This window comes from Pseudomonas sp. DWP2-2, assembly GCF_049897065.1.
Classification (GTDB): Bacteria; Pseudomonadota; Gammaproteobacteria; order Pseudomonadales; family Pseudomonadaceae; genus Aquipseudomonas; species Aquipseudomonas paracarnis.
This window is the reverse complement of the sequence record NZ_JAFCVN010000002.1, coordinates 378,508-404,415: the sequence shown is the minus strand read 5'-3', so window position 1 is coordinate 404,415 and position 25,908 is coordinate 378,508. Positions and strand designations below refer to the sequence as shown.

Below are 25,908 nucleotides of genomic sequence, written 5' to 3'. Positions count from 1 at the left end.
ATGTCGAAATTTTTTATCGACCGTCCCATTTTCGCCTGGGTAATTGCCCTGGTGATCATGCTGGTCGGGGCACTCTCGATCCTGAAGTTGCCCATCAACCAATACCCGGCCATTGCACCAACGGCCATTGATATCCAGGTGACCTACCCAGGCGCGTCCGCACAAACCGTGCAGGACACCGTGGTGCAGGTCATCGAGCAACAGCTCAACGGTATCGACAACCTGCGTTATGTCTCCTCGGACAGTAACTCCGACGGCAGCATGACCATCACCGTGACGTTCAACCAGGGTACCAACCCGGATATCGCTCAGGTTCAGGTACAGAACAAGCTGAACCTGGCCACCCCACTGCTGCCGCAAGAAGTGCAGCAACAGGGTATCCGCGTGACCAAGTCGGTGAAGAACTTCCTGATGGTGATCGGTCTGGTGTCGGAAGACGGCAGCATGACCAAGGACGACCTCTCCAACTACATCGTGTCCAACATCCAGGACCCGATCTCCCGTACCGCGGGGGTGGGTGACTTCCAGGTGTTCGGTTCGCAGTACGCCATGCGTATCTGGCTCGACCCGGCCAAACTGAACAATTATCAGCTCACGCCAGTGGACGTCAGCAATGCCATCAAGGCCCAGAACGTGCAGGTGGCCACCGGCCAACTGGGCGGCCTGCCAGCCCTGCCAGGCACCCAGCTGAACGCCACGATCATCGGCAAGACGCGCCTGCAAAGCACCGAGGAATTCGCCAAGATTCTGATGAAGGTGAACACCGACGGCTCCCAGGTTCGCCTGGGTGACGTCGCGCGCATCGAACTGGGCGGCCAGAACTACAGCATCAGTGCACAGTTCAACGGCAAGCCGGCCTCGGGTATGGCGATCAAGCTGGCGGCCGGTGCCAACGCACTGGACACCGGCAAGGCCATCCGCGAAACAGTGAAGTCCCTGGAGCCGTTCTTCCCGCCTGGCATGAAGGCGGTGGTGCCCTATGACACCACCCCGGTCGTGACCGAATCGATCTCCGGTGTGGTTCACACTCTGGTCGAAGCGATCGTGCTGGTGTTCCTGGTGATGTTCCTGTTCCTGCAGAACTTCCGTGCCACCATCATCACCACCATGACCGTACCGGTGGTATTGCTGGGTACCTTCGGGATCCTGGCGGCGTGCGGCTTCACCATCAACACCTTGACCATGTTCGGCATGATCCTGGCCATCGGCTTGCTGGTGGACGATGCCATCGTCGTGGTGGAAAACGTCGAACGGGTAATGGCCGAGGAGCACCTGTCGCCCAAGGAAGCAACGATCAAGTCCATGGGCCAGATCCAGGGTGCCCTGGTGGGTATTGCCCTGGTACTGTCGGCGGTACTGCTGCCGATGGCGTTCTTCGGTGGTTCCACCGGTGTGATCTACCGGCAGTTCTCCATCACCATCGTTTCGGCGATGGCGTTGTCGGTGCTGGTTGCCCTGATCTTCACCCCGGCTTTGTGCGCCACCATGCTCAAGCCGATTGATCCGGAAAAACACGGCCAGCCCAAGCGCGGCTTCTTCGGCTGGTTCAACCGCACCTTCGACCGTGGCGTACTCAAGTACGAGCGCGGCGTGGGCGGCATGATCAAGCACAAGATCCCGGCATTCCTGGTGTATGCGCTGATCCTGGCCGGCATGATCTGGATGTTCACCCGTATTCCAAGCGCGTTCCTGCCTGAGGAAGACCAGGGTGTGATCTTCGCCCAGGTGCAGACACCGGTCGGTGCTTCGGCTGAGCGCACGCAGAAAGTCGTCGACGACATGCGCGCCTTCCTGCTGAACGACAAGGAAGGCGAGCCAGGCGAAGGCAAGGCGGTGAAGTCGGTGTTTACCGTGAACGGCTTCAACTTCGCCGGTCGTGGCCAGAGCTCCGGGCTTGCGTTCGTGATGCTCAAGCCGTGGGATGAGCGTGATTCGAGCCAGTCGGTGTTCGAAGTGGCCAAGCGTGCCCAGGGTTACTTCTTCGGGGCCTTCAAGGACGCCATGGTTTTCGCCATCGTGCCGCCTTCGGTGCTGGAGTTGGGTAACGCCACGGGTTTCGACGTGTTCCTGCAAGACCAGGGTGGCGTCGGCCACGACAAGCTGATGGCTGCACGTAACCAGTTCCTGGGTGCGGCGGCACAAAGCAAGGTGCTGGCCGGCGTGCGTCCTAACGGCGTGAACGACGAGCCGCAGTACGAGCTGACCGTTGACGACGAGAAAGCCAGTGCCCAAGGCATCAGCCTGGCGGATATCCAGCAGACCCTGGCCATTGCCTTGGGTGGTAGCTACATCAACGACTTCATCGACCGTGGTCGCGTGAAGAAGGTGTATGTACAAGGCGACGCCGCCAGCCGGATGTCGCCCGAAGACCTGGACAAATGGTACGTGCGCAGCAACGACGGGAAAATGGTGCCGCTGTCGGCCATCTCGTCGGGCAAGTGGATCTACGGTTCGCCCAAGCTTTCGCGATACAACGGTGTAGCGGCGATGGAAATCCTCGGTACCCCGGCACCGGGCTACAGTACCGGTGATGCGATGGCCGAAGTCGAACGCATCGCCAAAGAACTGCCGGCCGGTGTCGGTTACGCCTGGACAGGCCTGTCGTACGAAGAACGCCTTTCCGGTTCCCAGGCGCCAGCACTGTACGCACTGTCGCTGCTGGTCGTGTTCTTGTGCCTGGCGGCACTGTACGAAAGCTGGTCGATCCCGATCGCGGTGATTCTGGTTGTACCTCTGGGTGTGATCGGTGCACTGATCGCCACCAGCATGCGCGGCTTGTCCAACGACGTGTTCTTCCAGGTGGGCCTGTTGGTGACGGTGGGCCTGGCGGCGAAAAACGCCATCCTCATCGTGGAATTCGCCAAGGAACTGCATGAGCAAGGCAAAGGCATCGTCGAGGCGGCTATCGAAGCATCCCGCATGCGTCTGCGCCCGATCATCATGACCTCGTTGGCGTTCATGCTCGGCGTATTGCCGCTGGCAATCTCCACCGGCGCCGGTTCAGGCAGCCAGCACGCAATCGGTACCGGCGTTATCGGCGGTATGATCACGGCCACTGTGCTGGCGATCTTCTGGGTGCCACTGTTCTACGCAACCGTGTCCGCCGCTGGCGAACGCAAAAAGAAAGACACTACTGAAACTCCTAAAGAGGCTGGCCAATGAGCAAGTCGCTACTTTCCCTAGCCGTCACCGCATTCGTGCTCAGTGGCTGCTCGCTGATACCTGACTATCAGCGTCCCGAAGCGCCGGTGGCCGCGCAGTTCCCGCAGGGGCCGGCGTATTCGTCGGCCCAGGCGCCGAGCCAGGCCGCTGCCGAGCAAGGCTGGAAGCAGTTTTTCCATGACCCTGCCCTGCAGCAATTGATCCAGACCGCGTTGGTGAACAACCGTGACCTACGTGTCGCGGCGCTGAACATCGACGCCTATGCAGCGCAATACCAGATCCAGCGTGCCGACCTGTTCCCGGCGGTATCGGCCACCGGTAACGGCAGCCGTTCGCGCACCCCGGCCAAGCTGTCGCAGACCGGCGAATCGACCATCGCCAGCCAGTACTCGGCGGGCCTTGGCATCAGTTCGTATGAGCTGGACCTGTTCGGCCGCGTGCGCAGCCTCAGTGAAGAAGCGCTGCAAAAGTACTTCGCCACTGAAGAAGCGCGCCGCAGCACCCAAATCAGCCTGGTGGCCAGCGTGGCCAATGCCTACCTGACCTGGCAGGCCGACAAGGAGCTGCTCAAGCTGACCCAGGACACCCTGGCCGCGTTCGAGCAAAGCTACAAGCTCACCTCGCGCAGCAATGAAGTCGGCGTGGCCTCGGCCCTCGACCTCAGCCAGGCACGCACCTCGGTGGAAAACGCCCGTGTGCAACTGGCGCGTTACACCCGCCAGGTGGCCCAGGACGAAAACAGCCTGACCCTGCTGCTGGGCACCGGCCTGCCGGCGAATATCGCCAGCAAGCCGCTGTCCGATGACCTGCTCAGCGAAGTGCCTGCCGGGTTGCCCTCGGACCTGCTGCAACGTCGCCCAGACATCGTGCAAGCCGAGTACAACCTCAAGGCCGCCAACGCCAACATCGGCGCGGCCCGTGCGGCGTTCTTCCCGAGCATCAGCCTGACCGCCAGCGCCGGTACTGCCAGCCCTACCCTGGGTGGCCTGTTCAAAGGCGGTTCGGGGACCTGGGCGTTTGCCCCGCAGATCAACATCCCGATCTTCAACGCCGGTAGCCTGCGCGCAAGCCTGGACTACTCGAAGATCCAGAAAGAGATCAACGTGGCCAACTACGAGAAGGCCATCCAGACCGGCTTCCAGGAAGTCTCCGACGGCCTGGCCGCGCGTGCGACCTACAAGCAGCAACTGGATGCCCAGCGCGGCTTCGTCGAGGCTAACCAGGATTACTACCGCCTGGCCGAGCGTCGCTACCGCATTGGTGTCGACAGCAACCTGACCTTCCTCGACGCCCAGCGCCAACTGTTCAGTGCCCAGCAATCGCTGATCACCGACCGCCTGGCGCAGCTCACCAGCGAGGTCAACCTGTACAAGGCCCTCGGCGGTGGCTGGAACGAGCAGACTGCGAAGAACGAGCCGTTGAAAGAACAAGCACCGCCGTTGAAGTTGTTCTGATAGCGCGGGTGTGAAAACCGCTTCCCTCACCGGAAGCGGTTTTTTTATGCCTGCATTGTCGCCCTTACAACTTGCGTTCGATCATCGCCCACAACCCACCTTCCCCTACTTTCATCGCCCCCGCACCGCCGCGCACCATGGCCGCCACCTGCATAAACCCAATAACAACAGGTCCACACCATGAGCACTTTCCAACCGCGCCAGCTGTTGCTGGCGGCTGCTGTCGCCAGTTCTGCACTGCCCGTTTTCGCCCAGGAGCACGGCTTTCTCGAAGACGCCAGCGCCAACCTCAACCTGCGTAATTTCTTCTTCAACCGCAACTACACCAATCCGACCAAGGCCCAGGGTGGCGCGCAGGAGTGGACGCAAAGTTTCATCCTCGACGCCAAGTCCGGGTTCACCCAAGGCACGGTCGGTTTTGGTGTGGATGTGCTGGGCCTGTACTCGCTCAAGCTCGATGGCGGCCGTGGCACGGGCGGTACGCAGTTGCTGCCGCTGGACCATGACGGTCGGCCAGCCGATGAATTTGGCCGGCTGGGCGTGGCGTTCAAGGCGCGCTTTTCCAAGACCGAGCTGAAGGTGGGCGAATGGATGCCGGTGCTGCCGATCCTGCGTTCCGACGATGGCCGCTCCCTGCCACAGACCCTGCGTGGTGGGCAGATCACCTCGAAGGAAATCGACGGCCTGACCCTCTATGGCGGCCAATTCCGCGCCAACAGCCCGCGGGACGACGGCAGCATGAGCGACATGTCGATGTTCGGCAAAACCGCCTTCACCTCCGACCGTTTCAATTTCCAGGGCGCCGAATACGCGTTCAACGACAAACACACCCAAGTCGGCGTGTGGAATGCCCAGCTCAAGGACATCTACAGCCAGCAGTTCGTCAATCTGATCCACAGCCAGCCTGTGGGCGACTGGACCCTGGGCGCCAACCTGGGCTTCTTCTACGGCAAGGACGACGGCAGCGCCCGCGCCGGCGACCTGGACAACAAAACCTGGTCCGGTTTGTTCTCGGCCAGGTACGGCGGCAACACCTTCTACGTCGGTTTGCAAAAACTCACCGGCGACAGTGCCTGGATGCGCGTCAACGGCACCAGCGGCGGTACCCTGGCCAACGACAGCTACAACTCCAGCTACGACAACGCGCGGGAGAAATCCTGGCAGGTTCGCCACGACTACAACTTCGCCGCCCTCGGCGTACCGGGCCTGACCCTGATGAACCGCTATATCAGCGGCAGCAACGTACACACCGGCACCATCACCGACGGCAAGGAGTGGGGCCGCGAGACCGAAGTAGGCTATACGGTGCAAAGCGGCACGCTGAAAAACCTCAACGTGCGCTGGCGCAATTCGAGCATGCGCAGGGACTACAGCAACAACGAGTTCGATGAGAACCGGTTGATCGTCAGCTATCCGATCAGTCTGCTGTAAACCGGCATAGCACTTACTGTATGGTGCGCGCCTGCCGCTGCTGATCCCCCCAGCAGCGGCCTTTACTCGGGCCCTGCACGGCATGAAATCCTTCGCTACAGCAATCGCACTGTTTGCCCTGGCCTTGAGCCTGGGGGGCTGCATCAGCGCCCCCATCGCCCTGACGCCACAGACCGAACAGCGCCTGCTGGCCCAGGCGCCGATCCGCTTTTTGCTGACCTTCGATGACGGCCCAAGCGCCTCGGGCTACAACAATCCGAGCCGTTCGGTAGTGGCGGACCTGGCCAACAACCCGGTGCTGCCGGGAATCAAGGCGGTGTTCTTCCTGCAGACCGAAGCCGCTCGCTCCGGCGGCAGTGCCCGGGGGCGCAAGACCATGGAACGCGAATTCGCCGCCGGCCATGTCCTGGCCTTTCACACCGCCACGGCGTTTCACACCAATCATCGCTGGCTGAACGACGCCACCCTGGAACACACCCTTACCGAAGGGGCCGCAGACATTGCCGCCATCACGGGCGCGCCCCCCGTGCTGGTACGCCCACCCTTCTGGAACTACGACAAGCGCACCTTCGCCGCCTACCAACGCCACGGCATGCACGTTCTGCTGACGGACCTGAGTGCCAATGACGGCAAGATCTGGGGCTTCAACGCCAGCCCGCGTCGGCGGGCCAACCTGTATCGGCAACTGTCGGTGGTGCGCGAACGCATCGCCTTGGGTGAGCTGCCAACGGTGGAGGGGGTGATCCCGGTGGTGGTGACCTTCCATGACATCAATCGCTACACCGCGCGGCATATGCAGGAGTATTTGCAGATCCTGATGGACAGCGCGCGGGTCAACGGTTTGAAGACCGCTGCCGAGCCGTTCTACACCGACACGGCCCAGGTTGAGCGCGCGGCGATTGCGCGAACCGTGAAAAATGTGGACGACCCAGTGCATTTGCCTGGGATTTGGAATCTGGTGTGGGACGCAGACTCTCATTAACCTCGTCGCAACAACGGATAACATCTGCTGCCGTCCCCGCCCACCTGCTGTCGGGAACCTCAATTCCAGCACCACCACTCAGGGTCAACACACAATGAGATGACCCACATGAATACGTCTTCGCTTTCTGGCGCATACGCCGTCAATCCACAACCCATGGCGCCCGTGGAGGCACCTTCCAGCACAACCTCACCGCGACCACCCATCCAGATCAACGCTAAATCTGCCGGGTATGTAGGACCGGACAGGACAGTGAATTTCCTGTACTTTTCCAGCCATTCCAGGCTCACACCTGATCAGGACCCACTAGACACAACCCAAAAAAAATACATCAACACTGATGTGTTGCGTCATGACGCGAACGTAAAGATCTATCAGGAGATAACCTACTTAAGCAAAAACGGCGAGCCGATAGGGGCTGCTGGTAATGAATGTGTAATCGAGACAACTGACCGTGCCGATAAGGTCATTATCAAAAAAGGCCCGGACGACAGTCTGGTCGCCACCATCAATAACATACCGTATCAACTGAGTCTTGCTCGCTCCTCTGACGGAACTGAAATCCAGCCCCTGCGCATAAAAACCAAAGGCGGCGATGACTGCGTTGTGATCCACCCAGACGTTAATAACGACATTCGCATTGAACTGGGCGAGGGCAATGATTATGCCCGTGCTGGCTCGGGTAATACGCGTCTATACGGAGGCGCAGGGAACGACTGGCTAAAACTGGGCAGCGGCGTCGGCATCGCATTTGGTGATGATGGCGACGATTTACTCATCGCAGGCTCCGGCAGTGGCATTCTCAAGGGAAACAACGGTAATGACCGCATGCAGTCAGGAGAGGGTTCTGCTGATCGCCATATCTACATGGACGGTGGTGACGGTCACGACTTTATGATTAGCACCAGCAATGACTCCCCAAACCCGATAGTCATGCATGGAGGCAAAGGTGAAAACCTGATAGTCACGCAGGGCCCTGCCACGATTTATACCGGGCGCGACAAAAATATTGTCAGGTCCAATAGCGATGACACCGTCATTTATGCCAAGCCTTCGGACGAGATTCACCGCACGCCAGGTTCCACGCTCATTCACACGCAATACCGCGAAGCAGGAAAAAGTGGCTATGTCGTTGAAGGCTCTCCCGAGTTCATACAATACGTAGAGGACGACATGGAACTGCTGAGAATGTCCCTGCCAGGCAAAAAAATGTTAAGCACTGCCGATAACTCGGCCCAGCGCAATGACTCTCCGGTGCGCATCACTGAAACGGCTGATGATAACGGCTTTTACATTTTTAATAACGCAGCGGTGCGCAACCACCTGGCTACAGGTAAATCCCTGGAGACCCTTGAACCAGCAGCCCAGGGCTACATTGCTCACAATCAACGTGGCGCCTTCGCGACGGGCGCACAATTACAATACAACCCCTCCTTCGTGCCTAATGACGAAACTGCTCCGGTCAACGTCCTATTCCATGAAATGGCCCACGCCTACAATGGGGCCACGGGTACCTTCCTCGAAGGTCAAACAGTCATAGACGAGAATCCTGAGGGCGAGCCCAACGACGAACGTCAAGCAGTAGGCTTGCCTACAGATGCATTATCGTTCGATTTTGACGATCATCGTGCAACCGAGCCCACGACAAGCAACCCCCCTGCATTTACTGAAAATGCACTGAAGGAAGAAATGCGCCGCCCACTACGTACGGAATACATCTAGACCGCGCCCCGCGACTCAACTCCCAACTCATCCCACACTGACTCAGCCAAGTGAAACGTCGCATTCGCCGCCGGGATCCCACAGTAAATCGCACTCTGCATCAGCACTTCCTTGATCTCGGCGCGGGTCACGCCGTTGCTGGCGGCGGCACGCAGGTGCAGTTTCAGTTCTTCACTGCGGTTCATGCCGATCAGCATCGCGATGGTGATCAGGCTGCGGGTATGCCGAGGCAGGCCGGGGCGGGTCCAGATGTCACCCCAGGCATGGCGGGTGATCATTTCCTGGAACTCGCTGTTGAACTCGGTCAGGGCATTGAGGCTGCGGTCGACATGGGCATCGCCCAGTACTTCGCGGCGCACCTGCAGGCCTTCGGCATAACGTTGTTTCTCGTCCACAAATAGCTCCTCAGCGGGCCAGCAGAAATTCGATCACCCGGTCGCTGAACGCAGCACCGGCCTGAACGTTGGACAGGTGCGCCGCATAGAACTCGGCATACTCGGCACCCTGCACATGGCTCTGGATAAAGTGGCCGCCGGCTGGCGGCGTCACCGCGTCTTCGGTGCCGGCAATCACCAGGGTCGGCACCTTGATCGAGGACAATTGCTCACGAAAATCCGCATCGCGCACGGCGCCGCAGTTGGCGGCATACCCCTCGGGTGACGTGGCCGCGAGCATGTCGGTGATCTGCTTGGCCTGATGCGGGTTGGCAGCGGCGAAATCTGCGGTGAACCAGCGCGCAATCGACGCATCGCGCAGCGCCACCATCGCGGCGGCGCCATCACGCAGGACCATTTCGATACGCGGGTTCCACACCTCGGGCGTGCCGATCTTGGCCGCGGTATTACACACCACCAGGCGTTGCAGGCGCTCGCCGGCATGAATGCCCAGCCATTGGCCGATCAAGCCGCCCATGGACAATCCGCAAAAATGCGCCTTCTGGATATCCAGCGCATCCAGCAGCGCGATCACGTCTCGGCCCAGTTGCTCGATGCTGTAAGGCCCCGCGGTCACCAGGGATTGGCCGTGGCCACGGGTGTCGAATCGCAGCACACGAAAATGCTCGGTAAAAGCCGGTATCTGGATGTCCCACATATGCAGGTCGGTACCCAAGGAATTGGACAGCACCAATACCGGTGCGTCGGCGGGCCCCTCGAGTTGGTAATGCAGTTCGCCCTCGGCGAGTTGTACAAAAGCCACAGCGTTCTCCTCAGGCAGTCAAAGCAAAATGTTCGGTCACCGCACGCGTGACCCAGGTAGACGCCTGGCCTAGGTAGTGGGCAGGGTCGAGCAGGCGATCCAGTTCAGCCGCCGACAGCTCGGCGGTGACGTGCGGCTCATCCGCCAGTACCGCGCGCAAATGGCGCTGCTCGGCGACCGCACGTTTGCAGCACTGTTCCAGCAGATGGTGCGCGGTGTCACGGCCCAAGCGTTGGGCGAGCACGATACTCACCGCTTCGGCCAGTACCAGGCCTTGGGTCAGGTCGAGGTTCTGTGCCATGCGTTCGGCATTCACCTCCAGCCCTTCACTGACCAGAATTGCCTGATGCAAGGCACCGGATACCAGGCGGCAAATTTCCGGCAAGGTTTCCCATTCGGCATGCCACAAGCCCAGGCTGCGTTCGTGCTCCTGGGGCATGGCGCTGAACATTGTCGCCACCAGGCCGGGTACGCGGGTGGCTGCGCTGATCAGCACCGCGGCGCCCACCGGGTTACGCTTGTGCGGCATGGTGGACGAACCGCCCTTGCCCGGCGCCGAAGGCTCGAACACCTCCGCCGCTTCGGTCTGCATCAACAGGCTGATATCGCGGCCCAACTTGCCGAGGCTACCGGCGATCAGACCGAGCAGGCTGGCAAACTCCACCAGGCGGTCACGCTGGGTGTGCCAGGGTTGCTCCGGCAAGCCCAGTTGCAACTCGGCGGCCAAGGCCTCGGCCACAGGCATGGCGTGTTCGCCGAGGGCCGCCAAAGTGCCCGACGCGCCGCCAAATTGCAGCACCAACAGGCGCGGTTTCAATTCGGCCAGGCGCTGGCGACTGCGCGTCACCGCGCCCAGCCAACCGGCGATTTTCATCCCCAGGGTGACCGGCGTCGCGTGCTGCAACCAGGTACGCCCGGCCAACGGCACGGTGGCGTAACGCTGAGCCTGGGCGGCCAACACCTCCCCCAGGCGAGCCAGGTCGGCCTCGATCAACTCCACCCCACGGCGCAGTTGCAGCACCAGGCCGGTGTCCATCACATCCTGACTGGTTGCGCCCAGGTGTACATAACGCTCGGCGTCGGCGTCCTCACTGGCGATCAACTTGCCCAACGCCTTCACCAGTGGAATCGCAGAGTTGCCCGCCGTGGCAATCGCGCTGCCAAGGGCATCCACGTCATACAGCGACGCCAGGCACGCCTGGGCAATCGGTGCGACGGCGGCCTGGGGGATCAACCCTACCTGGGCCTGCGCCCGAGCCAGCGCGGCTTCGAAATCCAGCATGCCCTGCAAGCGCCCCTGGTCACAGAACACCTCGGCCATGCTGTCAGCAGTGAAATAAGCGTCGAACAGTTGATTGCTCGTGCGCAACGTCATAACTCATCCCTTACAGATCGTGATGCAGGTACGCCGCCTGTTTCGGCAGGCGCAAGCTGAACAGGAAGGCCACCGCCATCATCGCGGTGACGTACCAATAAAAGGTGTTTTCCATGCCGATGGATTTGAGGCTCAGCGCGACCACTTCTGCCGAACCGCCAAACACCGCGTTAGCCACCGCATAGGCCAGGCCCACGCCCAAGGCACGCACCTGCGGCGGAAACATCTCCGCTTTGACCAGGCCGCTGATGGAGGTGTAGAAGCTGACAATCGCCAAGGCCAGGGTGATCAGCACAAATGCCAAAAACGGGCTGGTCACGGTTTTCAAAGTCAGCAGGATCGGCACTGTGAACAACGTGCCAAGGCCGGCAAACCAGAGCATCGAATTACGCCGGCCGATCTTGTCGGCCAACATGCCGAACAGCGGCTGCATGCACATGTACAGGAACAGCGCGCCGGTCATGATGTAGCTCGAGGTCTTGGCGTGCATGCCGACGGTGTTCACCAGGTACTTCTGCATGTAGGTGGTGAAGGTATAGAAAATCAACGAGCCGCCGGCGGTGTAGCCCAGCACCGTAATGAAGGCTTTGCCGTGGTCGCGAAACAGCGCGACGATACTGCCGGCGTCCTTGTCTTCACGCATTTCCTTGCTGGTGGTTTCTTTCAGGGTGCGACGCAGCAGCAGGGAGATCACGGCGGCTATGGCGCCGATCACAAACGGGATGCGCCAGCCCCAGGCACGCAATTCTTCTTCAGTGAGGATCTGTTGCAGGATCACCACCACCAGCACCGCCAGCAACTGGCCGCCGATCAGGGTCACGTACTGGAACGAAGCAAAGAAGCCACGCTGGCCCTTGAGCGCGACTTCACTCATGTAGGTGGCCGTGGTGCCGTATTCGCCGCCCACCGACAAGCCCTGGAACAGTCGTGCCACTAACAGCAGCGCCGGGGCCCAGGCACCGATGTCGTTATAAGTGGGCAGGAAGGCGATGACCAGGGAGCCGCCACACATCATCAGCACCGAGATCATCATCGAGTTCTTGCGCCCGTGCTTGTCGGCCACCCGGCCAAACAACCAACCACCGATCGGTCGCATCAGGAACCCGGCGGCAAACACACCGGCGGTGTTGAGCAACTGCACCGTGGGGTCATCCGAGGGGAAAAACGCCGGGGCAAAATAAATCGCGCAGAAGGCATAGACGTAGAAGTCGAACCATTCGACCAGGTTGCCGGAGGACGCACCGACAATCGCAAAGATCCGTTTGCTGCGTTCTTCTCCGGTGTAGTGGCTGGTTTTTGTTGTCATGTTTTTTTACTCAGTGGGAACGGTTATAGCCTAGACATACTTTGCAACAACCCTGTTCCGCAAGCAGACTTTTGGATAGGTGGAGCCTGGATGATCGTTCCCACGCTCTGCGTGGGAACGCCGCATGGGACGCTCCGCGTCCTGCCGTTCGCGGGTGACGCGCAGCGTCACGGGATGCATTACCACGCAGAACGTGGGAACGATCGTCAACAGCCAACTCAATAGTCGAAGAACACCGTTTCCTTATCTGTGCCCTGCAAAATCACATTCCACTGATATACCCCTGCCGCATCCGCCTGGGCAATCAAGGTGCCACGACGTTCTGCCGGCACACACGCCAGCAACGGGTCATCGCCGTTCAAGGCCTCACCGTCAAAATAAATCCGCGTCAGCAAGTGCTTCACCAACCCACGGGCAAACACCAGCACCACCAAATGCGGCGCCTGAGTGGTGCCCTTGAGCCCCGGCACACTGCCCGGCTTGATGGTGGTAAAACGAAAACGCCCTTCGGCATCCACCGGCACGCGGCCGAAGCCTTCGAAGTTCGGGTCGAGCGCTTTGTCCTGCTCGTCTTCGGGGTGAGCATATTTGCCGACGGCGTTGGCCTGCCAGACTTCCAGCATGGCGTCGTTGACGACATCACCGTTGCCGTCCACCACTTGACCGCTGATTGCCACGCGCTCACCGAGGGTGGCGGTGACGGTCAGGTCTTCACGGTTCAGCCAGGTCAGGCCAATGTGGTAATACGGCCCGACGGTGTGGGACGTGGTCGCGTTGAGTGTCATCTCATTTCTCCATCGGCGTGGCGTCGCGGCCGCGCAGGACGATGTCCCAGCGGTAGCCGAGGGCATAGGAAGGAATGGTTTTTTCCAGGTCGAAGCTAGCGATCAAGCGTTGCTTGGCGCTGGTATCCGGCACGCAGTTGTAGATCGGGTCGTACTCCAGCAACGGGTCACCCGGGAAATACATTTGCGTCACCAGGCGCGTCAGCACGCTGGGGCCGAACAGCGAAAAGTGGATATGCGCCGGGCGCCAGGCGTTGTGGTGGTTGCCCCACGGGTAGGCGCCGGGCTTGATGGTCTGGAACTGGTACCAGCCATCGGCGTCGGTGACGGTGCGCCCGGTGCCGGTGAAGTTCGGGTCCAGGGGTGCATCGTGCAGGTCGCGCTTGTGGTTGTAGCGGCCGGCGGCATTGGCCTGCCAGATCTCCACGAGGATGCCCGGCACTGGCAGGCCGTTTTCGTCCAGCACACGGCCATGAATGATGATGCGCTCGCCTTGCGGCTCGCCCTCATGCTGGGCTGTCAGGTCGTTGTCCTTCTCATTGATACGTTCGGCGCCGATGGTCGGGCCGGTGATTTCCGACAAGGAATGGGGCAGGAACACCAAAGGCTGGGACGGCGAACGCAGGTTCGTCGACTGGTAGGCCGGGTGCAGGTAATCAGGTTGAGTGCCCGCTTGCGGGCGCCGGTAACCGGGCTTGTCACTCATGGAGCAATCCTCTTTTATTGATCAGACGCGTTCAATCGCCAGGGCCAAGCCTTGGCCGACGCCCACGCACATGGTCGCCAGGCCTTTGCTGCCGCCGGTTTTTTCCAATTGGTGCAGGGCCGTCATCACCAACCGCGCACCACTCATCCCCAAGGGATGGCCGAGGGCAATGGCGCCGCCGTTGGGGTTGACCTGGGGCGCATCGTCCGCAATACCCAGCTCGCGCAGCACCGCCAGGCCTTGGCTGGCGAAGGCTTCGTTGAGTTCGATCACATCAAAGTCGGTGACAGCCAACCCAAGGCGCTCCACCAGTTTGCGCACCGCCGGCACCGGGCCGATGCCCATCACGCGCGGGGCTACACCAGCACTGGCCATGCCCAGCACACGGGCGCGGGCGGTGAGGCCGTGTTGCTTGACGGCCTCGGCGCTGGCGAGGATCAGCGCGGCGGCGCCATCGTTGACGCCCGAGGCATTGCCAGCAGTGACGGTCTTGTCCGCGCCGTTGACCGGCTTGAGCTTGGCCAGGGCTTCCAACGTGGTGTCCCGTGGGTGTTCATCGTGTTCCACCAGGGTTTCGCCTTTTTTATGGGCGACCCGCACCGGAACGATTTCCTCGGCAAAGAACCCGGCGGCCTGGGCAGCGGCGGTGCGTTGCTGGCTGCGCAGGGCGAAAGCGTCCTGGTCGACGCGGGAAACCTGATAGTCATCGGCCACGTTATCGGCCGTCTGCGGCATGGCATCCACGCCGTACTGGGCCTTCATCAGCGGGTTGATAAAGCGCCAGCCAATGGTGGTGTCTTCCAACTTCATGTTGCGCGAGAACGCCGCGTCGGCCTTGCCCATCACAAACGGAGCGCGGGACATCGACTCGACGCCACCGGCAATCGCCAGCTCCATTTCACCACTGGCAATCGCACGAAAAGCGGTGCCGATGGCATCCATGCCCGAGGCGCACAGGCGGTTGAGGGTCACTCCAGGAATACTTTCCGGCAGCCCCGCCAGCAGCAACGCCATGCGTGCCACGTTGCGGTTATCTTCACCGGCCTGGTTGGCGCAGCCGAGGAAGACTTCGTCTACGGCGCTCCAGTCCACCGACGGGTTGCGCTCGATCAGCGCCTTGATCGGCAGCGCCGCCAGGTCGTCGGCACGCACCGTGGACAGGCCACCGCCGAAACGGCCGATAGGTGTGCGAATGGCATCACAGATAAAAACCTCGCGCATCAGGCTTCTCCCGGTGCTTGGCCGTGGGCAGCCGCGGTGCGCGCTTCGAGGTCACGCAGGGCGGTCAGTTCGGTCTCGGTGGGTTCAGCGGTGGTGCTCACCTGGTCGGCAAAGCGAATCGCCCAGCCGGTGGCGGCGATCACTTGCTCGCGGGTCACGCCCGGATGCAGCGCAGTGACCACGAACTCATGGCTGCCCTCCTCCGGCTCCATGATGCACAGGTCGGTAATGATGCCCACCGGGCCGGCGCCGGGCAGGCCCAGACGCTTGCGTGAGTCGCCACCTTCGCCGTGACCGACGGAGGTGATGAAGTCCAGTTTGTCGACGAACGAACGGGACGATTGCTTAAGGATGATCAACACGCTTTTGGCCGAACCTGCGATTTCCGGCGCGCCACCGGCACCCGGCAAACGCACTTTAGGCTGGTGATAATCACCGACCACGGTGGTGTTGATATTGCCGAAACGGTCGACCTGGGCCGCGCCGAGAAAACCGACATCAATGCGCCCGCCCTGCAGCCAGTAGCGAAAGATCTCACCGGTGGGCACCACGGTGTCGGCGGTCTCCGCCAGCTCGCCATCGCCGATGGACAGCGGCAACACGCTGGGCTTGGCCCCAATCGGGCCCGACTCGTAGATCAGCACCACATCCGGCGAGGACGTCAGGCGCGCCAGGTTGGCCGCCTTCGATGGCAGGCCGATGCCGACGAAGCACACCGAGCCGTTCTTGAGGCGTCGTGCGGCGGCGACGGTCATCATTTCATTGGTGGAATAAGCCATTACTTAGCCTCCTGCGCGGCGGCCAGCTTGGCCTGGAATTCAATGAAGTCGGCAGTACCGTGGATGTATTCGTCGATCCAGGCGGTAAAGGTGCCACGGTCGCGGGCAATCGGGTCCCACGCCTGGTAGAAACGGTTATCCCGCTCGTTGTAGCCGTGAGCGTAGGACGGATGGGCACCACCGGGTACGTGACACACCGCCGTCAGCGCCCAGGTCGGCAGCACGCAGCTGTTCATCGGCGCATTCAGGTCGTCGACGATTTCCTCGACGGTGACGATGCAGCGCTTGGCCGCCAGGGCCGCTTCCTTCTGCACCCCGAGAATGCCCCAGAGCAGCACGTTGCCTTTGCGGTCGGCTTTCTGCGCATGAATCACGGTAATGTCCGGACGCACCGACGGCACCGCCGCCAGCACTTCGCCGGTGAAGGGGCAGGTGACGGTCTTGATTAGCGGGTTGACCTTGGGCAAGTCGGAACCGGCGTAGGCACGCAACACCGCGAACGGCAGGCCGGAGGCACCGGCGACGTAGGCATTGGCCAGGTCGGCGTGGCTGTGCTCTTCGATCTCCAGCGCTTGCGGCCATTGTTTCTCTACCGCGTCGCGCAGCCGATGCAGGGAACCCACGCCCGGGTTGCCGCCCCAGGAAAAAATCAACTTGCGCGCACAGCCGGCACCGATCAACTGGTCGTAGATCAGGTCAGGCGTCATGCGCACCAACGTCAGGTCTTTCTTGCCCTGACGAATGATTTCATGGCCTGCGGCCGTAGGGATCAGGTGGGTGAAGCCTTCGAGGGCGACGGTATCGCCGTCGTTCACGAAGCGCTTGACCGCATCACGCAAGGTGAGGATTTCAGCCATGGGGTTGGGCTCCCGGTGTTGATCGAAAAAGGCGCTGAGGTGGCGCCGAAGTGCTTGAAGATTAAGCCGGGGAAATGGACCGAACAATCCGATAATCGACTGAGCGTTCGATTATCGAACCGATTGTTACTTAACTAACCATTGTAAGGAACAGGGTCAATGTGGGAGCTGGCTTGCCTGCGATGGCGCGAGTGGATTCAGCACCGATATCGGAGGCAAGCCAGCTCCCACAGGGGTAGCGATTGGTTTCAGGTGGCATCGGCATGGCTGACCATGCCCTTGATCACCACCGCTGCCGTGGCCAACGCCGCCGGAATCACCAGTGCCGTAAGCACCTGCTCGAAGTTCCAGCCCAGGCCCAGCAAAGTAGCGCCCATCCACGCCCCCAGAATCGCGCCGAAGCGGCCGATGCCGAGCATCCATGACACCCCGGTGGCACGGCCTTGGGTGGGGTAGAAACGTGCTGCCAGGGATGGCATTGCCGATTGCGCACCGTTGACGCACATCCCGGCGACCAGCACCAGGGTGGCCAACAGCGTGATGTTGCCCAGGCTCTGCCCCACCGCGTAGGCAAACACCCCGGCCAGCAGATAAAAAGTGCCGATCACTTTGTGCGGGTTGAACCGGTCCATCGCCCAGCCCACGCCCACCGCGCTCAATACCCCACCAAACTGGAACAGCGCGCCGATAAACGCGGCCTGTTCCATGCTCGCGCCGCTGTCACGCATCAAAGTCGGGAGCCAACTGGTCAGCAGGTAAACAATCACCAGGCCCATGAAGTACGTGAGCCACAACAGCAACGTGCCAGCGCTGTAGGTGCCCGAGAAAATCACTGCGAAGACATTGCGGGCCTTGACGGTTTTTTGCTCCGGTACGCTGAAGTGAGTGGCCTGGGCAACGATGTTTGGCTCGATGGGGGCAAGGGTCTTGCGTACCTTGTCGGTGCCGCGATTGCGTACCACCAGGTAGCGGGCAGACTCCGGCAGCCACACCAACAGCACCACCGCCAGGATCAACGGCAGGATGCCGCCTATCAGCAACAGGCTGTGCCAGCCGAACGCGGGAATCAGCTTGGCCGAAATAAACCCACCACCGGCCATGCCGAGGTTGAAACCACAGAACATGCTGGTCACCAACAAGGATTTATGCCGCTCGGGGGTGTATTCAGACAGCAAGGTGGTGGCATTCGGCATGCCGGCGCCCAGGCCCAGGCCGGTGAGAAAGCGCAGCACCAGCAACTGGTCGACATTGGTGCTGTAGGCCGACGCCAGGCTGAACGCACCAAACACCAACACCGCGCCGACCAGCACGACTTTGCGGCCGAAGCGGTCGGCCAGCGGGCCGGAACCGAGTGCGCCAAACACCATGCCGATCAACGCGGCGCTCATCACCGGGCCGAGGCTGGCGCGGTCGATGCCCCATTCCTGGGACAGTGCCGGCGCGATAAAGCCCATGGCGGCTGTATCGAGGCCGTCGAGAAAGACAATCAGGAAACACAGGATCACCACGCGCCACTGATAGCGCGAAAGTGGCTGGGTGTTGATAAAGGACTGTACGTCCAGGGTGGTACCGACAGAAGGCTGATTCATTATTTTTATTCCACACCGATGGCGGGCTGACGACCTGGGCCGTCATTCTTATTGGGCAGCTCCTCAGAGCGCTGCCGCACATTAATAAGCCAAGGGAAACACCGTCAATCGAGCCCGCCGGGATCTGTGCGGTCACCGAACAGCTTAGGCAAACAGCTGCGCACTCAGCTCACGGCTGGCGCTGAGCATGCTCGGCAAAAAGCGCTGCTCCAACTCGCTGCGGCTGACCCGACCGGCGTGGGTGCTGACATTCAGCGCGGCCAATACCTGGCCGGACGCGTCATACACCGGCACCGCGATGGAGCGCAGGCCCTGCTCCAGTTCCTGGTCGACAATGCACCAGCCCTGCTGACGCACCTGTTGCAGGCATTCGAATAACGCTTGCGGTGTTGTCAGGGTGCGGCTGGTCTTGGTTTGCAGGTCGGCATGGTCGAGATAATCCTGCAGCGAGGCATCGTCGAGGGCGGCCAGCAGAATGCGACCCATGGACGTGCAATACGCAGGCAGGCGCCCGCCCACCGACAGGTCAACCGAGATCAGGCGCTGGGTGGTGGCGGAACGGGCGATATAGAGGATGTCATCGCCTTCCAGGGTAGCCATGTTGCAGGCTTCATGGAGCTGCTCGCTCATGCGGTCCAGATAAGGCTGTGCCGAAACGGCCAGCGGTGTGGACGACAGATAGGCGTGACCGAGGGTCAGCACCTTGGGCAACAGCGAGTAGGTGCGCCCATCCGTGGTGGCGTAGCCGAGCTTGATCAAGGTGTGCAGGCAACGGCGCACGGCGGCGCGGGGAATTTCGGTGCGGTGGCTGATCTGGGCGATGGTCAGGTGACGCTTGCGCTCCTGGAACGCCTGCACCACGGCCAGGCCACGGGCCAGGGACGTCATGAAATCCGGATCACCGGTGAATGCCTGGATGCGCTTGGCCGGTGAAGCCACGATCGGCGGCGCCACTGATGCAAAGGAGTTGCGCAATTGATCGTTCATTTCAACGGGCCTTCTCTTGTTATCACCACGGGAGGGTTGGCGGCTATTACAAGCCGTGCCGGCCGCCCTGCACAAGTCAACGCCGGTAACATTGGGCGATTATCGGACAACCATGCGATTATCGCAATTTGGCCGGCATGGGTGCAGATCCCGCAGATAACGTTCGAGATTTAGCTGATGTCGCCGAAAAGTGTAGGCATTTACCCTTCTATCAGTATGAATACAGATATGAAGATGACGCTGTTCACACATACGTCGGCGATATGTAACAAAACCCAAGCACGCCGTTGACGCTTTTTAACTTCATGATGATAGTGTTCTTCAAATGCGCCGCTATAATGCAACCTGTGCAGAGGTCAGCCCGGTATCACTATCGGGAGGGGAGCTCACCAGGCATTGCAGGCTGCAGGCAACGCCGGCCACAAGTACTCGCTTAAAAGAACGGCCCTCAGGCCCGTATACCAACTTGAACGGTTCTACTGTTCTATTTGGAATCGCCCCGAGCACGACTTTCAGGCATGACACTGCGCAATCAATAACTCAACTCAATTAGGTAATACTGTGACGAAAGATGAACTGCGCGCGGAACTTGAGCGCCAGGAGCAACGTTACAAGGACGTCTACGGCGGGGAAGTCACCACCTACGCCGCGCAACCTGAGCCGGAACGCAAACCATGGCGCAAACGAGCCAGCCTGCTGGATCAGGCATTTGCCCAGGAAATCCAAAAAATCGAGCAGGAACTCAAGACCGAGGAGCCCTGAGCACTTTGGTCGAGTTCAGCGCCTTGCAGTCGCTGCCGGTCAACCACTGGTTCAGCGGCCGCTGGTCAGTAACCTACAGCCACCCACGAAATTTCATACAAATGTTTCAGGCATAGCATTTTCATGACAAAAGCCCGCCTTCCGCGGCCCGCGCTTTATAAATCAAAGACTTGCCAAAGCCCCGAAAACCCTGGGATACGTGTGTCTTGCCGGTTTTTTTTCCAGGAAGATTGTTACCGATGAGCAGCTAATGCATCGATTACTGATGTTTTCTGGCATAATCGCGCCCCCTTACGACCGGGTCAGAAAACCTTCATGATCGATTTATTCAGCGGACTGGATGCTTGGGTTCTCGTGAGCCTGTTGCTCGCCCTGGCCTTTGTCCTCGCCTTCGAGTTCATCAATGGCTTTCATGACACCGCTAACGCGGTGGCCACAGTCATCTATACCAAAGCCATGCCGCCACACCTGGCCGTGTTCTTCTCCGGGGTGTTCAATTTCCTCGGCGTATTGCTCGGCGGTGTCGGTGTCGCCTACGCCATCGTGCACTTGCTGCCGGTGGAGTTACTGATCAATGTGAACACCGGCCACGGCTTGGCAATGGTCTTCTCGTTGTTGGCGGCGGCGATCACCTGGAACCTGGGCACCTGGTACTTCGGTATCCCCGCCTCCAGCTCCCACACCCTGATCGGCTCGATCCTCGGTGTCGGCCTGGCCAATGCATTGATCAACGACATCCCCCTGGCTGACGGTGTGAACTGGCAGAAGGCCGTGGATATCGGCGCCTCCCTGGTGTTCTCGCCGATGGCGGGCTTCCTGGTCGCCGCCCTGGTGCTGATCGGCCTGAAGTGGTGGCGCCCGCTGTCTAAGATGCACAAGACCCCGGACCAGCGCCGCAAGCTCGACGACAAGAAGCACCCGCCGTTCTGGAACCGCCTGGTCCTGGTGATTTCGGCCATGGCTGTAAGCTTCGTGCACGGCTCCAACGATGGCCAGAAAGGCATCGGCCTGATCATGCTGGTACTGATCGGTATCGTGCCGGCGCAGTTCGTATTGGACCTGGGCAGCACCACTTACCAGATCGAACGTACCCGCGACGCCACCCTGCACCTGAACCAGTTCTACCAGCGCAACCACGAGACCCTCGGTGAATTCCTGGCCCTGGGCAAAAGCGTGAAGGATGACCTGCCGGGCAAGTTCCGCTGCAACCCGCAGCAGACCGAACCGACGATCAACGCGCTGCTGGGCACCCTCAAGGGCGTCTCGGACTACCACTCGCTGACGGCCGACCACCGCATCGAAGTGCGTCGCTACCTGCTTTGCCTGGATGACACCGCGAAAAAGGTCGGCAAGCTGCCAGGCCTGGACTCCCGTGAGAAGTCAGACCTCGACAAGCTGCGCAAAGACCTGACCGCCACCACCGAGTACGCCCCGTTCTGGGTGATTCTCGCGGTCGCACTGGCCCTGGGCCTGGGCACCATGGTGGGCTGGAAGCGCGTGGTACTGACCATTGGTGAGAAGATCGGCAAGCAAGGCATGACCTATGCCCAGGGCATGTCGGCGCAAATCACCACGGCCACCATGATCGGCTTTGCCAATATCTTCGCCCTGCCAGTGTCCACCACCCACGTCCTGTCTTCTGGCGTGGCGGGCACCATGGTTGCCAACAAAAGCGGCCTGCAAGGTGGCACCGTCAAGACCATCCTGATGGCCTGGGTATTGACCTTGCCAGCGACCGTAGGCCTCTCGGCCGGGTTGTTCTGGTTGGCGTCCAAGGCTTTGGGCAACTGATAGCCAGCCGGCGATAAAAAAGGTGCGATCCGCGAGGGTCGCACCTTTTTTTATGATCGTTTTATGATCGTTCCCACGCTCTGCGTGGGAATGCCGCCACGGACGCTCCGCGTCCCACTGGCGCACGGGTGACGCGGAGCGTCACGGGATGCGTTCCCACGCGGAGCGTGGGAACGATCAAAAACTGCGGTGCGTTTTGCCAAAAAAAAGGGCGACCGAAGTCGCCCAAAATGCCTTGCGTGCTCATGTAACCCGGAAAGACTTAAGGTTTTTTACGCTTGTTCGCGTCTTTCCAGATAAAAAATCCAAACCCTACAAAAAACAGCACCATGAGGCTAACAGTCAGCACTCCGGCGAAAACCACATTATCGAAAAACATGACCGGCCTCCTGCACTTGCCCTGTTGCGATAGGGCTAAGTTAATGGAGAAGGCGCAGTGGGAAATTGACCAGGATCAATGTCGCCCACAACGGGGCGTAAAGAAGGGGAATAACTGACCTGCATCAATGGATACAGGGCGTTTCAACGTTTTTTCGGCTTGCTCTTGGACTTTTTCTTGGTCTTGCCCAAGGGCATGGCTTGTTCAAAGGCTTGGCGCACTTCATTCAAGCGTTTGTCATTGAGGTCGTGCACGCGCTTGGCACGTTCGGCGTTCAGGTCGATCAGCTTGTCGTCATCACTCATGGCTTGGCTTACGTCGTGGCGGGAATGCCTCAATAATGCGGCCTGCCCCGCCCGACGGCAATTAAGCGGGCGACAAAATGCAGGCCATCGACCAAAATCGGCATTTTCTACCCTGCCCAGGAGGCGCATCCAGGTGGCCTTGCACAACGACCTTCCACCGCTGCTGGCCCTGCGCGCCTTCGAGGCCGTGGCGCGGCACTTGAGTTTTATCAAGGCGGCCAACGAGTTGTCGGTGACCCAAAGCGCGCTGAGCCACCAGGTACATAAGCTCGAACACCACCTGGGCAAACCGTTGTTTATCCGGCGAACCCGTGCGATTGACCTGACGTTGGCCGGGCAAGATTACTACGCGCAAATCCGCCCTGCCCTGGACGCCATCGCCGCTGCGACGCGCAACCAACGGGGTGCGCCCAGCGCAAGTGTGTTGCGTATCGGCTTGCTGGCATCCTTTGCCACGTTATGGCTGGCGCCGCGCCTGGCCGAGTTTCTACGGTGCTACCCGCATATCCAGGTGGAGTTGCTGCCCGCTATTCAACTGGCCAACGTCGCCACGGCCGAAGTTGATCTGGCCATCCGCTACGGCAAGGGCGACTGGCCCGACGTGCTCGCCACACGCCTGATGACCGAAACCCTGTCACCGGTATGCAGCCCGGCGTTCAAGGCCAGACAGGTCGCCACAGGCCCGTTGTTGATGGCGACCTCGCACCGCCCTTTCGAGTGGACCGATTGGTCGACCCATTACCAGGTCAACCTTGATCACCACCCCCGCGTGATGCTGCATGACTACAACATCGTGGTCGAAGCGAGCGTGGCCGGCCAGGGTATCGCCATGGGCCGCCATCGCCTGATTGAACGCAGGCTCCACGACGGCAGCCTTGTGGAGGCCTTTGACTGGCCGCCCTATCACAGCGAGATCGGTTATTGGCTGATCGCACCTCAGGGTCCGCTCAGTGAGGCGGCTGAATGCTTCAGCCAGTGGTTGAAGCAGGCGTGTGCCGACGCGTGAGTTTTTTAGATACGTCGGTTGAGATCTATCCGTTTGTCGCCCCTCGCCACCGCCAACATGCTGGAACCTTCTGACACCAGAGGATTTCACCATGACCGACTCCATCCGCCAGCGCGTACACGCCCTCGGCCTGACACTGCCCACGCCCAGCCAACCCGCTGCCAACTATGTCAATCATGTGATCAGCCAACACCAGCTGTTCATCTCGGGACAAATTCCCATGGCCGATGGCAAACCTGCCTACCTTGGCCGGCTGGGCGATTCTCTCAGCGATGAAGATGGCGCCCAAGCGGCGGAATTGGCGGCGCTGGGCCTGCTGGGGCAATTGAGCGACGCGTTGGGCGATGACCTGTCGCGGGTGGTGCGCATCCTGCGCCTGGGCGTGTTCATTGCCAGCAGCGCCGACTTCCAGCGCCAAAGCCTGGTCGCCAATGGCGCTTCGAACCTGCTGGTCAATGCCCTCGGCGACAAGGGCCGGCACGTGCGCACCGCCGTAGGGGTCTGCAGTCTGCCGGCTGGTGTCGCCGTGGAAGTGGACGCCATTTTCGAGCTGCAGCCATGACCCCGCTGCAAGTCCAGCACTTGCGAGAAGCCACGCCCGGTTGCCAGTCCGGCATCGTGCACTTCAACCACGCCGGGGCATCCTTGCCCAGCCAGGCGACGCTCGACGCCATCATCGAACAGCTGCAACGCGAAGCCCGCGACGGCCCGATGGAGGCCGGAGAACAGGGTGCCGTCTTAGTGGAAAATGCCCGCCGAGCCGCCGGCCAACTGCTCAATGCGCCCGCCTCATCGATTGCCTTCGCCAGCAGTGGCTCGACGGCCTGGAGCATGGCCTTCCAGGCGCTGGGGCCATGGCAGCCGGGCGATCGTATTCTAGTGGGGCGCCACGAATGGGGCGGTAACCTGGCGAGCATGGAACTGGCCGTTCAAGCCGGGGCGCGGGTGGAGGTCATCCCGTGCGATGCCAGCGGCGCGGCCTGCCCGGTGGCGTTGGAGGCGATGCTGGATGCAAAGGTGAAGCTGATCGACCTCACCTGGCTCCCGGCCAACGGTGGCTTGATCAACCCGGCCCAGGCCATCGGCGATGTGGCCAGGCGGCATACCATTCCCTACTTCATCGACGCGGGCCAAGCCGTCGGCCAGGTGCCGGTGGATGTACAAGCGTTGCAGTGCGATGTGCTCAAGTCTGCCGGCCGCAAACACCTGCGCGGGCCTCGCGGTACCGCGCTGCTGTATATCAGGCCGGATTTTCTGCCGCATCTGAACCCGGCCCAACGCGACGTGTTTTCAGCGCCCTGGACCGCAGAAGGCTTCGACCTGCGCAACGACGCCCGGCGCTTTGAAACCAGCGAAGTCTCTTTCGCCCTGCTGGCCGGCCTGGGCAATGCGTTGCACGAGATCAATCAACTGGGGATTGAGCAAGTATGGCAAAGGGTCTCGAAGACCAGCGCGCGAATCCGCGAAGCACTGCGTCAGATACCGGGAATTACCTTGCATGACTTAGGCAGAACGCATTCAGGCTTGATCGCGTTCAACCTGGCCGGCTGGGACAGCTTTGAACTCAAGCAACGCCTGGCCTGCAAGCGCATCAACATCGGCGCCAATGGCGTGGCCTACACCCCGCTGGATATGCAAGCACGTGGGTTGAACAGCATTGCGCGCATCTCCGTCAGCCCGCTCAACACCGATGACGATATTGAGCTGCTGGTGAAGGCCCTGCGCGAACTGAACGGTTAGACCTCGATATCCACCCACAGGCCCTGGCGCGGCGCGTCTTCGATCAGCGGCGCCACGGGCACGGTGTTGTCAGCGTTGAGCAAGTCGCCGGGAATCGGCAAATGCTGCTCCGCGTCGTCGTCGGCTTCGCGCCGGCGTTTCTGCTGCTCCTGCTGGCGACGCTGCTCTTCGCGCAGCAGAAAGGTCGATTGCTCGGCATCGCCTTTTTTCAGGTCGATCGTGCTCTCGTTGGAGCCCGGTTGAATGGGCACCACCGGCGGAATATCCGGTTTCTGGCGTGCCGGGTCGAGTTGCGACGTGACCGGCACAACACTGACGGGCAGCATGGGTGGCAGCATGATAATTATTCTCCTGATCAACAGGCTGTCGGCG

24 protein-coding genes are annotated in these 25,908 nt (G+C 60.8%); 10 read left to right on the top strand and 14 right to left on the bottom strand.

The window, feature by feature from the left end:
• The 5 genes from ACP7CZ_RS05810 to ACP7CZ_RS05790 all read left to right on the top strand — a co-directional run bounded on the left by ACP7CZ_RS05810 (position 1) and on the right by ACP7CZ_RS05790 (position 8,751).
• Positions 1–3,162: an efflux RND transporter permease subunit gene (locus tag ACP7CZ_RS05810; RefSeq protein WP_034125973.1), complete on the top strand. Its 3,162-nt coding sequence runs from the start codon at positions 1–3 to the stop codon at positions 3,160–3,162.
• Positions 3,159–4,616, top strand: coding sequence for an AdeC/AdeK/OprM family multidrug efflux complex outer membrane factor (gene adeC / locus ACP7CZ_RS05805; RefSeq protein ID WP_003189337.1), 1,458 nt, complete (start codon positions 3,159–3,161; stop codon positions 4,614–4,616). Before ACP7CZ_RS05810 ends, adeC begins: the two co-directional genes overlap by 4 nt.
• A 180-nt stretch (positions 4,617–4,796) precedes the next feature.
• Complete coding sequence (locus ACP7CZ_RS05800; protein WP_426173873.1) at positions 4,797–6,047, top strand: OprD family porin; 1,251 nt, start codon at positions 4,797–4,799, stop codon at positions 6,045–6,047.
• An 82-nt stretch (positions 6,048–6,129) separates the two neighbouring features.
• The gene (locus tag ACP7CZ_RS05795) at positions 6,130–7,029 is read left to right on the top strand and encodes a polysaccharide deacetylase family protein (RefSeq protein ID WP_089041254.1); all 900 of its coding nucleotides are present in this window, start codon (positions 6,130–6,132) and stop codon (positions 7,027–7,029) included.
• 108 nt (positions 7,030–7,137) lie between these two features.
• Complete coding sequence (locus tag ACP7CZ_RS05790; RefSeq protein WP_294172315.1) at positions 7,138–8,751, top strand: M91 family zinc metallopeptidase; 1,614 nt, start codon at positions 7,138–7,140, stop codon at positions 8,749–8,751.
• Here ACP7CZ_RS05790 and pcaC read toward each other — a convergent pair.
• The 11 genes from pcaC to pcaR form a co-directional block, all read right to left on the bottom strand.
• Positions 8,748–9,146: a 4-carboxymuconolactone decarboxylase gene (gene pcaC / locus ACP7CZ_RS05785; RefSeq protein WP_054898418.1), complete on the bottom strand. Its 399-nt coding sequence runs from the start codon at positions 9,144–9,146 to the stop codon at positions 8,748–8,750. The two genes, ACP7CZ_RS05790 and pcaC, sit on opposite strands and share 4 nt — an antisense overlap.
• A gap of 10 nt (positions 9,147–9,156) precedes the next feature.
• Positions 9,157–9,948 (bottom strand): 3-oxoadipate enol-lactonase, encoded by a 792-nt coding sequence (gene pcaD, locus ACP7CZ_RS05780; protein ID WP_054898417.1) that lies wholly within the window; start codon positions 9,946–9,948, stop codon positions 9,157–9,159.
• 10 nt (positions 9,949–9,958) lie between these two features.
• Complete coding sequence (locus ACP7CZ_RS05775; protein WP_057975636.1) at positions 9,959–11,323, bottom strand: 3-carboxy-cis,cis-muconate cycloisomerase; 1,365 nt, start codon at positions 11,321–11,323, stop codon at positions 9,959–9,961.
• A gap of 10 nt (positions 11,324–11,333) precedes the next feature.
• The gene (locus ACP7CZ_RS05770) at positions 11,334–12,629 is read right to left on the bottom strand and encodes an MFS family transporter (protein ID WP_032893116.1); all 1,296 of its coding nucleotides are present in this window, start codon (positions 12,627–12,629) and stop codon (positions 11,334–11,336) included.
• A 218-nt stretch (positions 12,630–12,847) separates the two neighbouring features.
• Complete coding sequence (pcaG, locus tag ACP7CZ_RS05765; RefSeq protein WP_057975635.1) at positions 12,848–13,414, bottom strand: protocatechuate 3,4-dioxygenase subunit alpha; 567 nt, start codon at positions 13,412–13,414, stop codon at positions 12,848–12,850.
• A gap of 1 nt (position 13,415) precedes the next feature.
• Positions 13,416–14,120 (bottom strand): protocatechuate 3,4-dioxygenase subunit beta, encoded by a 705-nt coding sequence (pcaH, locus tag ACP7CZ_RS05760; RefSeq protein ID WP_019817832.1) that lies wholly within the window; start codon positions 14,118–14,120, stop codon positions 13,416–13,418.
• A gap of 21 nt (positions 14,121–14,141) precedes the next feature.
• The gene (pcaF, locus tag ACP7CZ_RS05755) at positions 14,142–15,344 is read right to left on the bottom strand and encodes a 3-oxoadipyl-CoA thiolase (protein WP_173647467.1); all 1,203 of its coding nucleotides are present in this window, start codon (positions 15,342–15,344) and stop codon (positions 14,142–14,144) included.
• Complete coding sequence (locus ACP7CZ_RS05750) at positions 15,341–16,120, bottom strand: CoA-transferase subunit beta (RefSeq protein WP_034125965.1); 780 nt, start codon at positions 16,118–16,120, stop codon at positions 15,341–15,343. Before ACP7CZ_RS05750 ends, pcaF begins: the two co-directional genes overlap by 4 nt.
• Positions 16,120–16,977, bottom strand: a complete 858-nt coding sequence (locus ACP7CZ_RS05745) for a CoA transferase subunit A (RefSeq protein ID WP_294172337.1) — start codon at positions 16,975–16,977, stop codon at positions 16,120–16,122. The genes ACP7CZ_RS05750 and ACP7CZ_RS05745 overlap by 1 nt, the downstream gene beginning before the upstream one ends.
• Before the next feature lie 248 nt (positions 16,978–17,225).
• The gene (locus ACP7CZ_RS05740; RefSeq protein WP_294172340.1) at positions 17,226–18,566 is read right to left on the bottom strand and encodes an MFS transporter; all 1,341 of its coding nucleotides are present in this window, start codon (positions 18,564–18,566) and stop codon (positions 17,226–17,228) included.
• A gap of 144 nt (positions 18,567–18,710) precedes the next feature.
• The gene (pcaR, locus tag ACP7CZ_RS05735; RefSeq protein WP_003189296.1) at positions 18,711–19,553 is read right to left on the bottom strand and encodes a pca regulon transcriptional regulator PcaR; all 843 of its coding nucleotides are present in this window, start codon (positions 19,551–19,553) and stop codon (positions 18,711–18,713) included.
• Between the two features lie 561 nt (positions 19,554–20,114).
• On the opposite strand from pcaR, the gene ACP7CZ_RS05730 reads away from it, so the two are divergent.
• Both ACP7CZ_RS05730 and ACP7CZ_RS05725 read left to right on the top strand, forming a co-directional pair.
• Positions 20,115–20,315 carry a hypothetical protein gene (locus ACP7CZ_RS05730; protein ID WP_003189295.1) on the top strand — a complete coding sequence of 67 codons (201 nt, stop codon included), beginning with the start codon at positions 20,115–20,117 and terminating at the stop codon, positions 20,313–20,315.
• A 315-nt stretch (positions 20,316–20,630) separates the two neighbouring features.
• Positions 20,631–22,106: an inorganic phosphate transporter gene (locus ACP7CZ_RS05725; RefSeq protein ID WP_003189291.1), complete on the top strand. Its 1,476-nt coding sequence runs from the start codon at positions 20,631–20,633 to the stop codon at positions 22,104–22,106.
• 262 nt (positions 22,107–22,368) lie between these two features.
• On the opposite strand, the gene ccoM is transcribed toward ACP7CZ_RS05725, so the two are convergent.
• Positions 22,369–22,485 carry a cytochrome c oxidase subunit CcoM gene (gene ccoM, locus ACP7CZ_RS05720; RefSeq protein WP_019817835.1) on the bottom strand — a complete coding sequence of 39 codons (117 nt, stop codon included), beginning with the start codon at positions 22,483–22,485 and terminating at the stop codon, positions 22,369–22,371.
• A gap of 143 nt (positions 22,486–22,628) precedes the next feature.
• Positions 22,629–22,790 (bottom strand): hypothetical protein, encoded by a 162-nt coding sequence (locus ACP7CZ_RS05715; protein WP_236455002.1) that lies wholly within the window; start codon positions 22,788–22,790, stop codon positions 22,629–22,631.
• 133 nt (positions 22,791–22,923) lie between these two features.
• Here ACP7CZ_RS05715 and ACP7CZ_RS05710 point away from each other — a divergent pair, with 133 nt between their 5' ends.
• The 3 genes from ACP7CZ_RS05710 (at position 22,924) to ACP7CZ_RS05700 (ending at position 25,536) form a co-directional block, all read left to right on the top strand.
• Positions 22,924–23,796 carry a LysR substrate-binding domain-containing protein gene (locus tag ACP7CZ_RS05710; protein ID WP_054898412.1) on the top strand — a complete coding sequence of 291 codons (873 nt, stop codon included), beginning with the start codon at positions 22,924–22,926 and terminating at the stop codon, positions 23,794–23,796.
• A 91-nt stretch (positions 23,797–23,887) separates the two neighbouring features.
• Positions 23,888–24,358, top strand: coding sequence for a RidA family protein (locus tag ACP7CZ_RS05705; protein ID WP_054898411.1), 471 nt, complete (start codon positions 23,888–23,890; stop codon positions 24,356–24,358).
• Entirely contained in the window at positions 24,355–25,536 is a 1,182-nt protein-coding gene (locus tag ACP7CZ_RS05700) for an aminotransferase class V-fold PLP-dependent enzyme (protein WP_054898410.1), read from the top strand. Before ACP7CZ_RS05705 ends, ACP7CZ_RS05700 begins: the two co-directional genes overlap by 4 nt.
• On the opposite strand, the gene ACP7CZ_RS05695 is transcribed toward ACP7CZ_RS05700, so the two are convergent.
• Positions 25,533–25,874, bottom strand: coding sequence for a hypothetical protein (locus tag ACP7CZ_RS05695; RefSeq protein WP_054898409.1), 342 nt, complete (start codon positions 25,872–25,874; stop codon positions 25,533–25,535). The two genes, ACP7CZ_RS05700 and ACP7CZ_RS05695, sit on opposite strands and share 4 nt — an antisense overlap.
• Positions 25,875–25,908 lie beyond the last annotated feature (34 nt).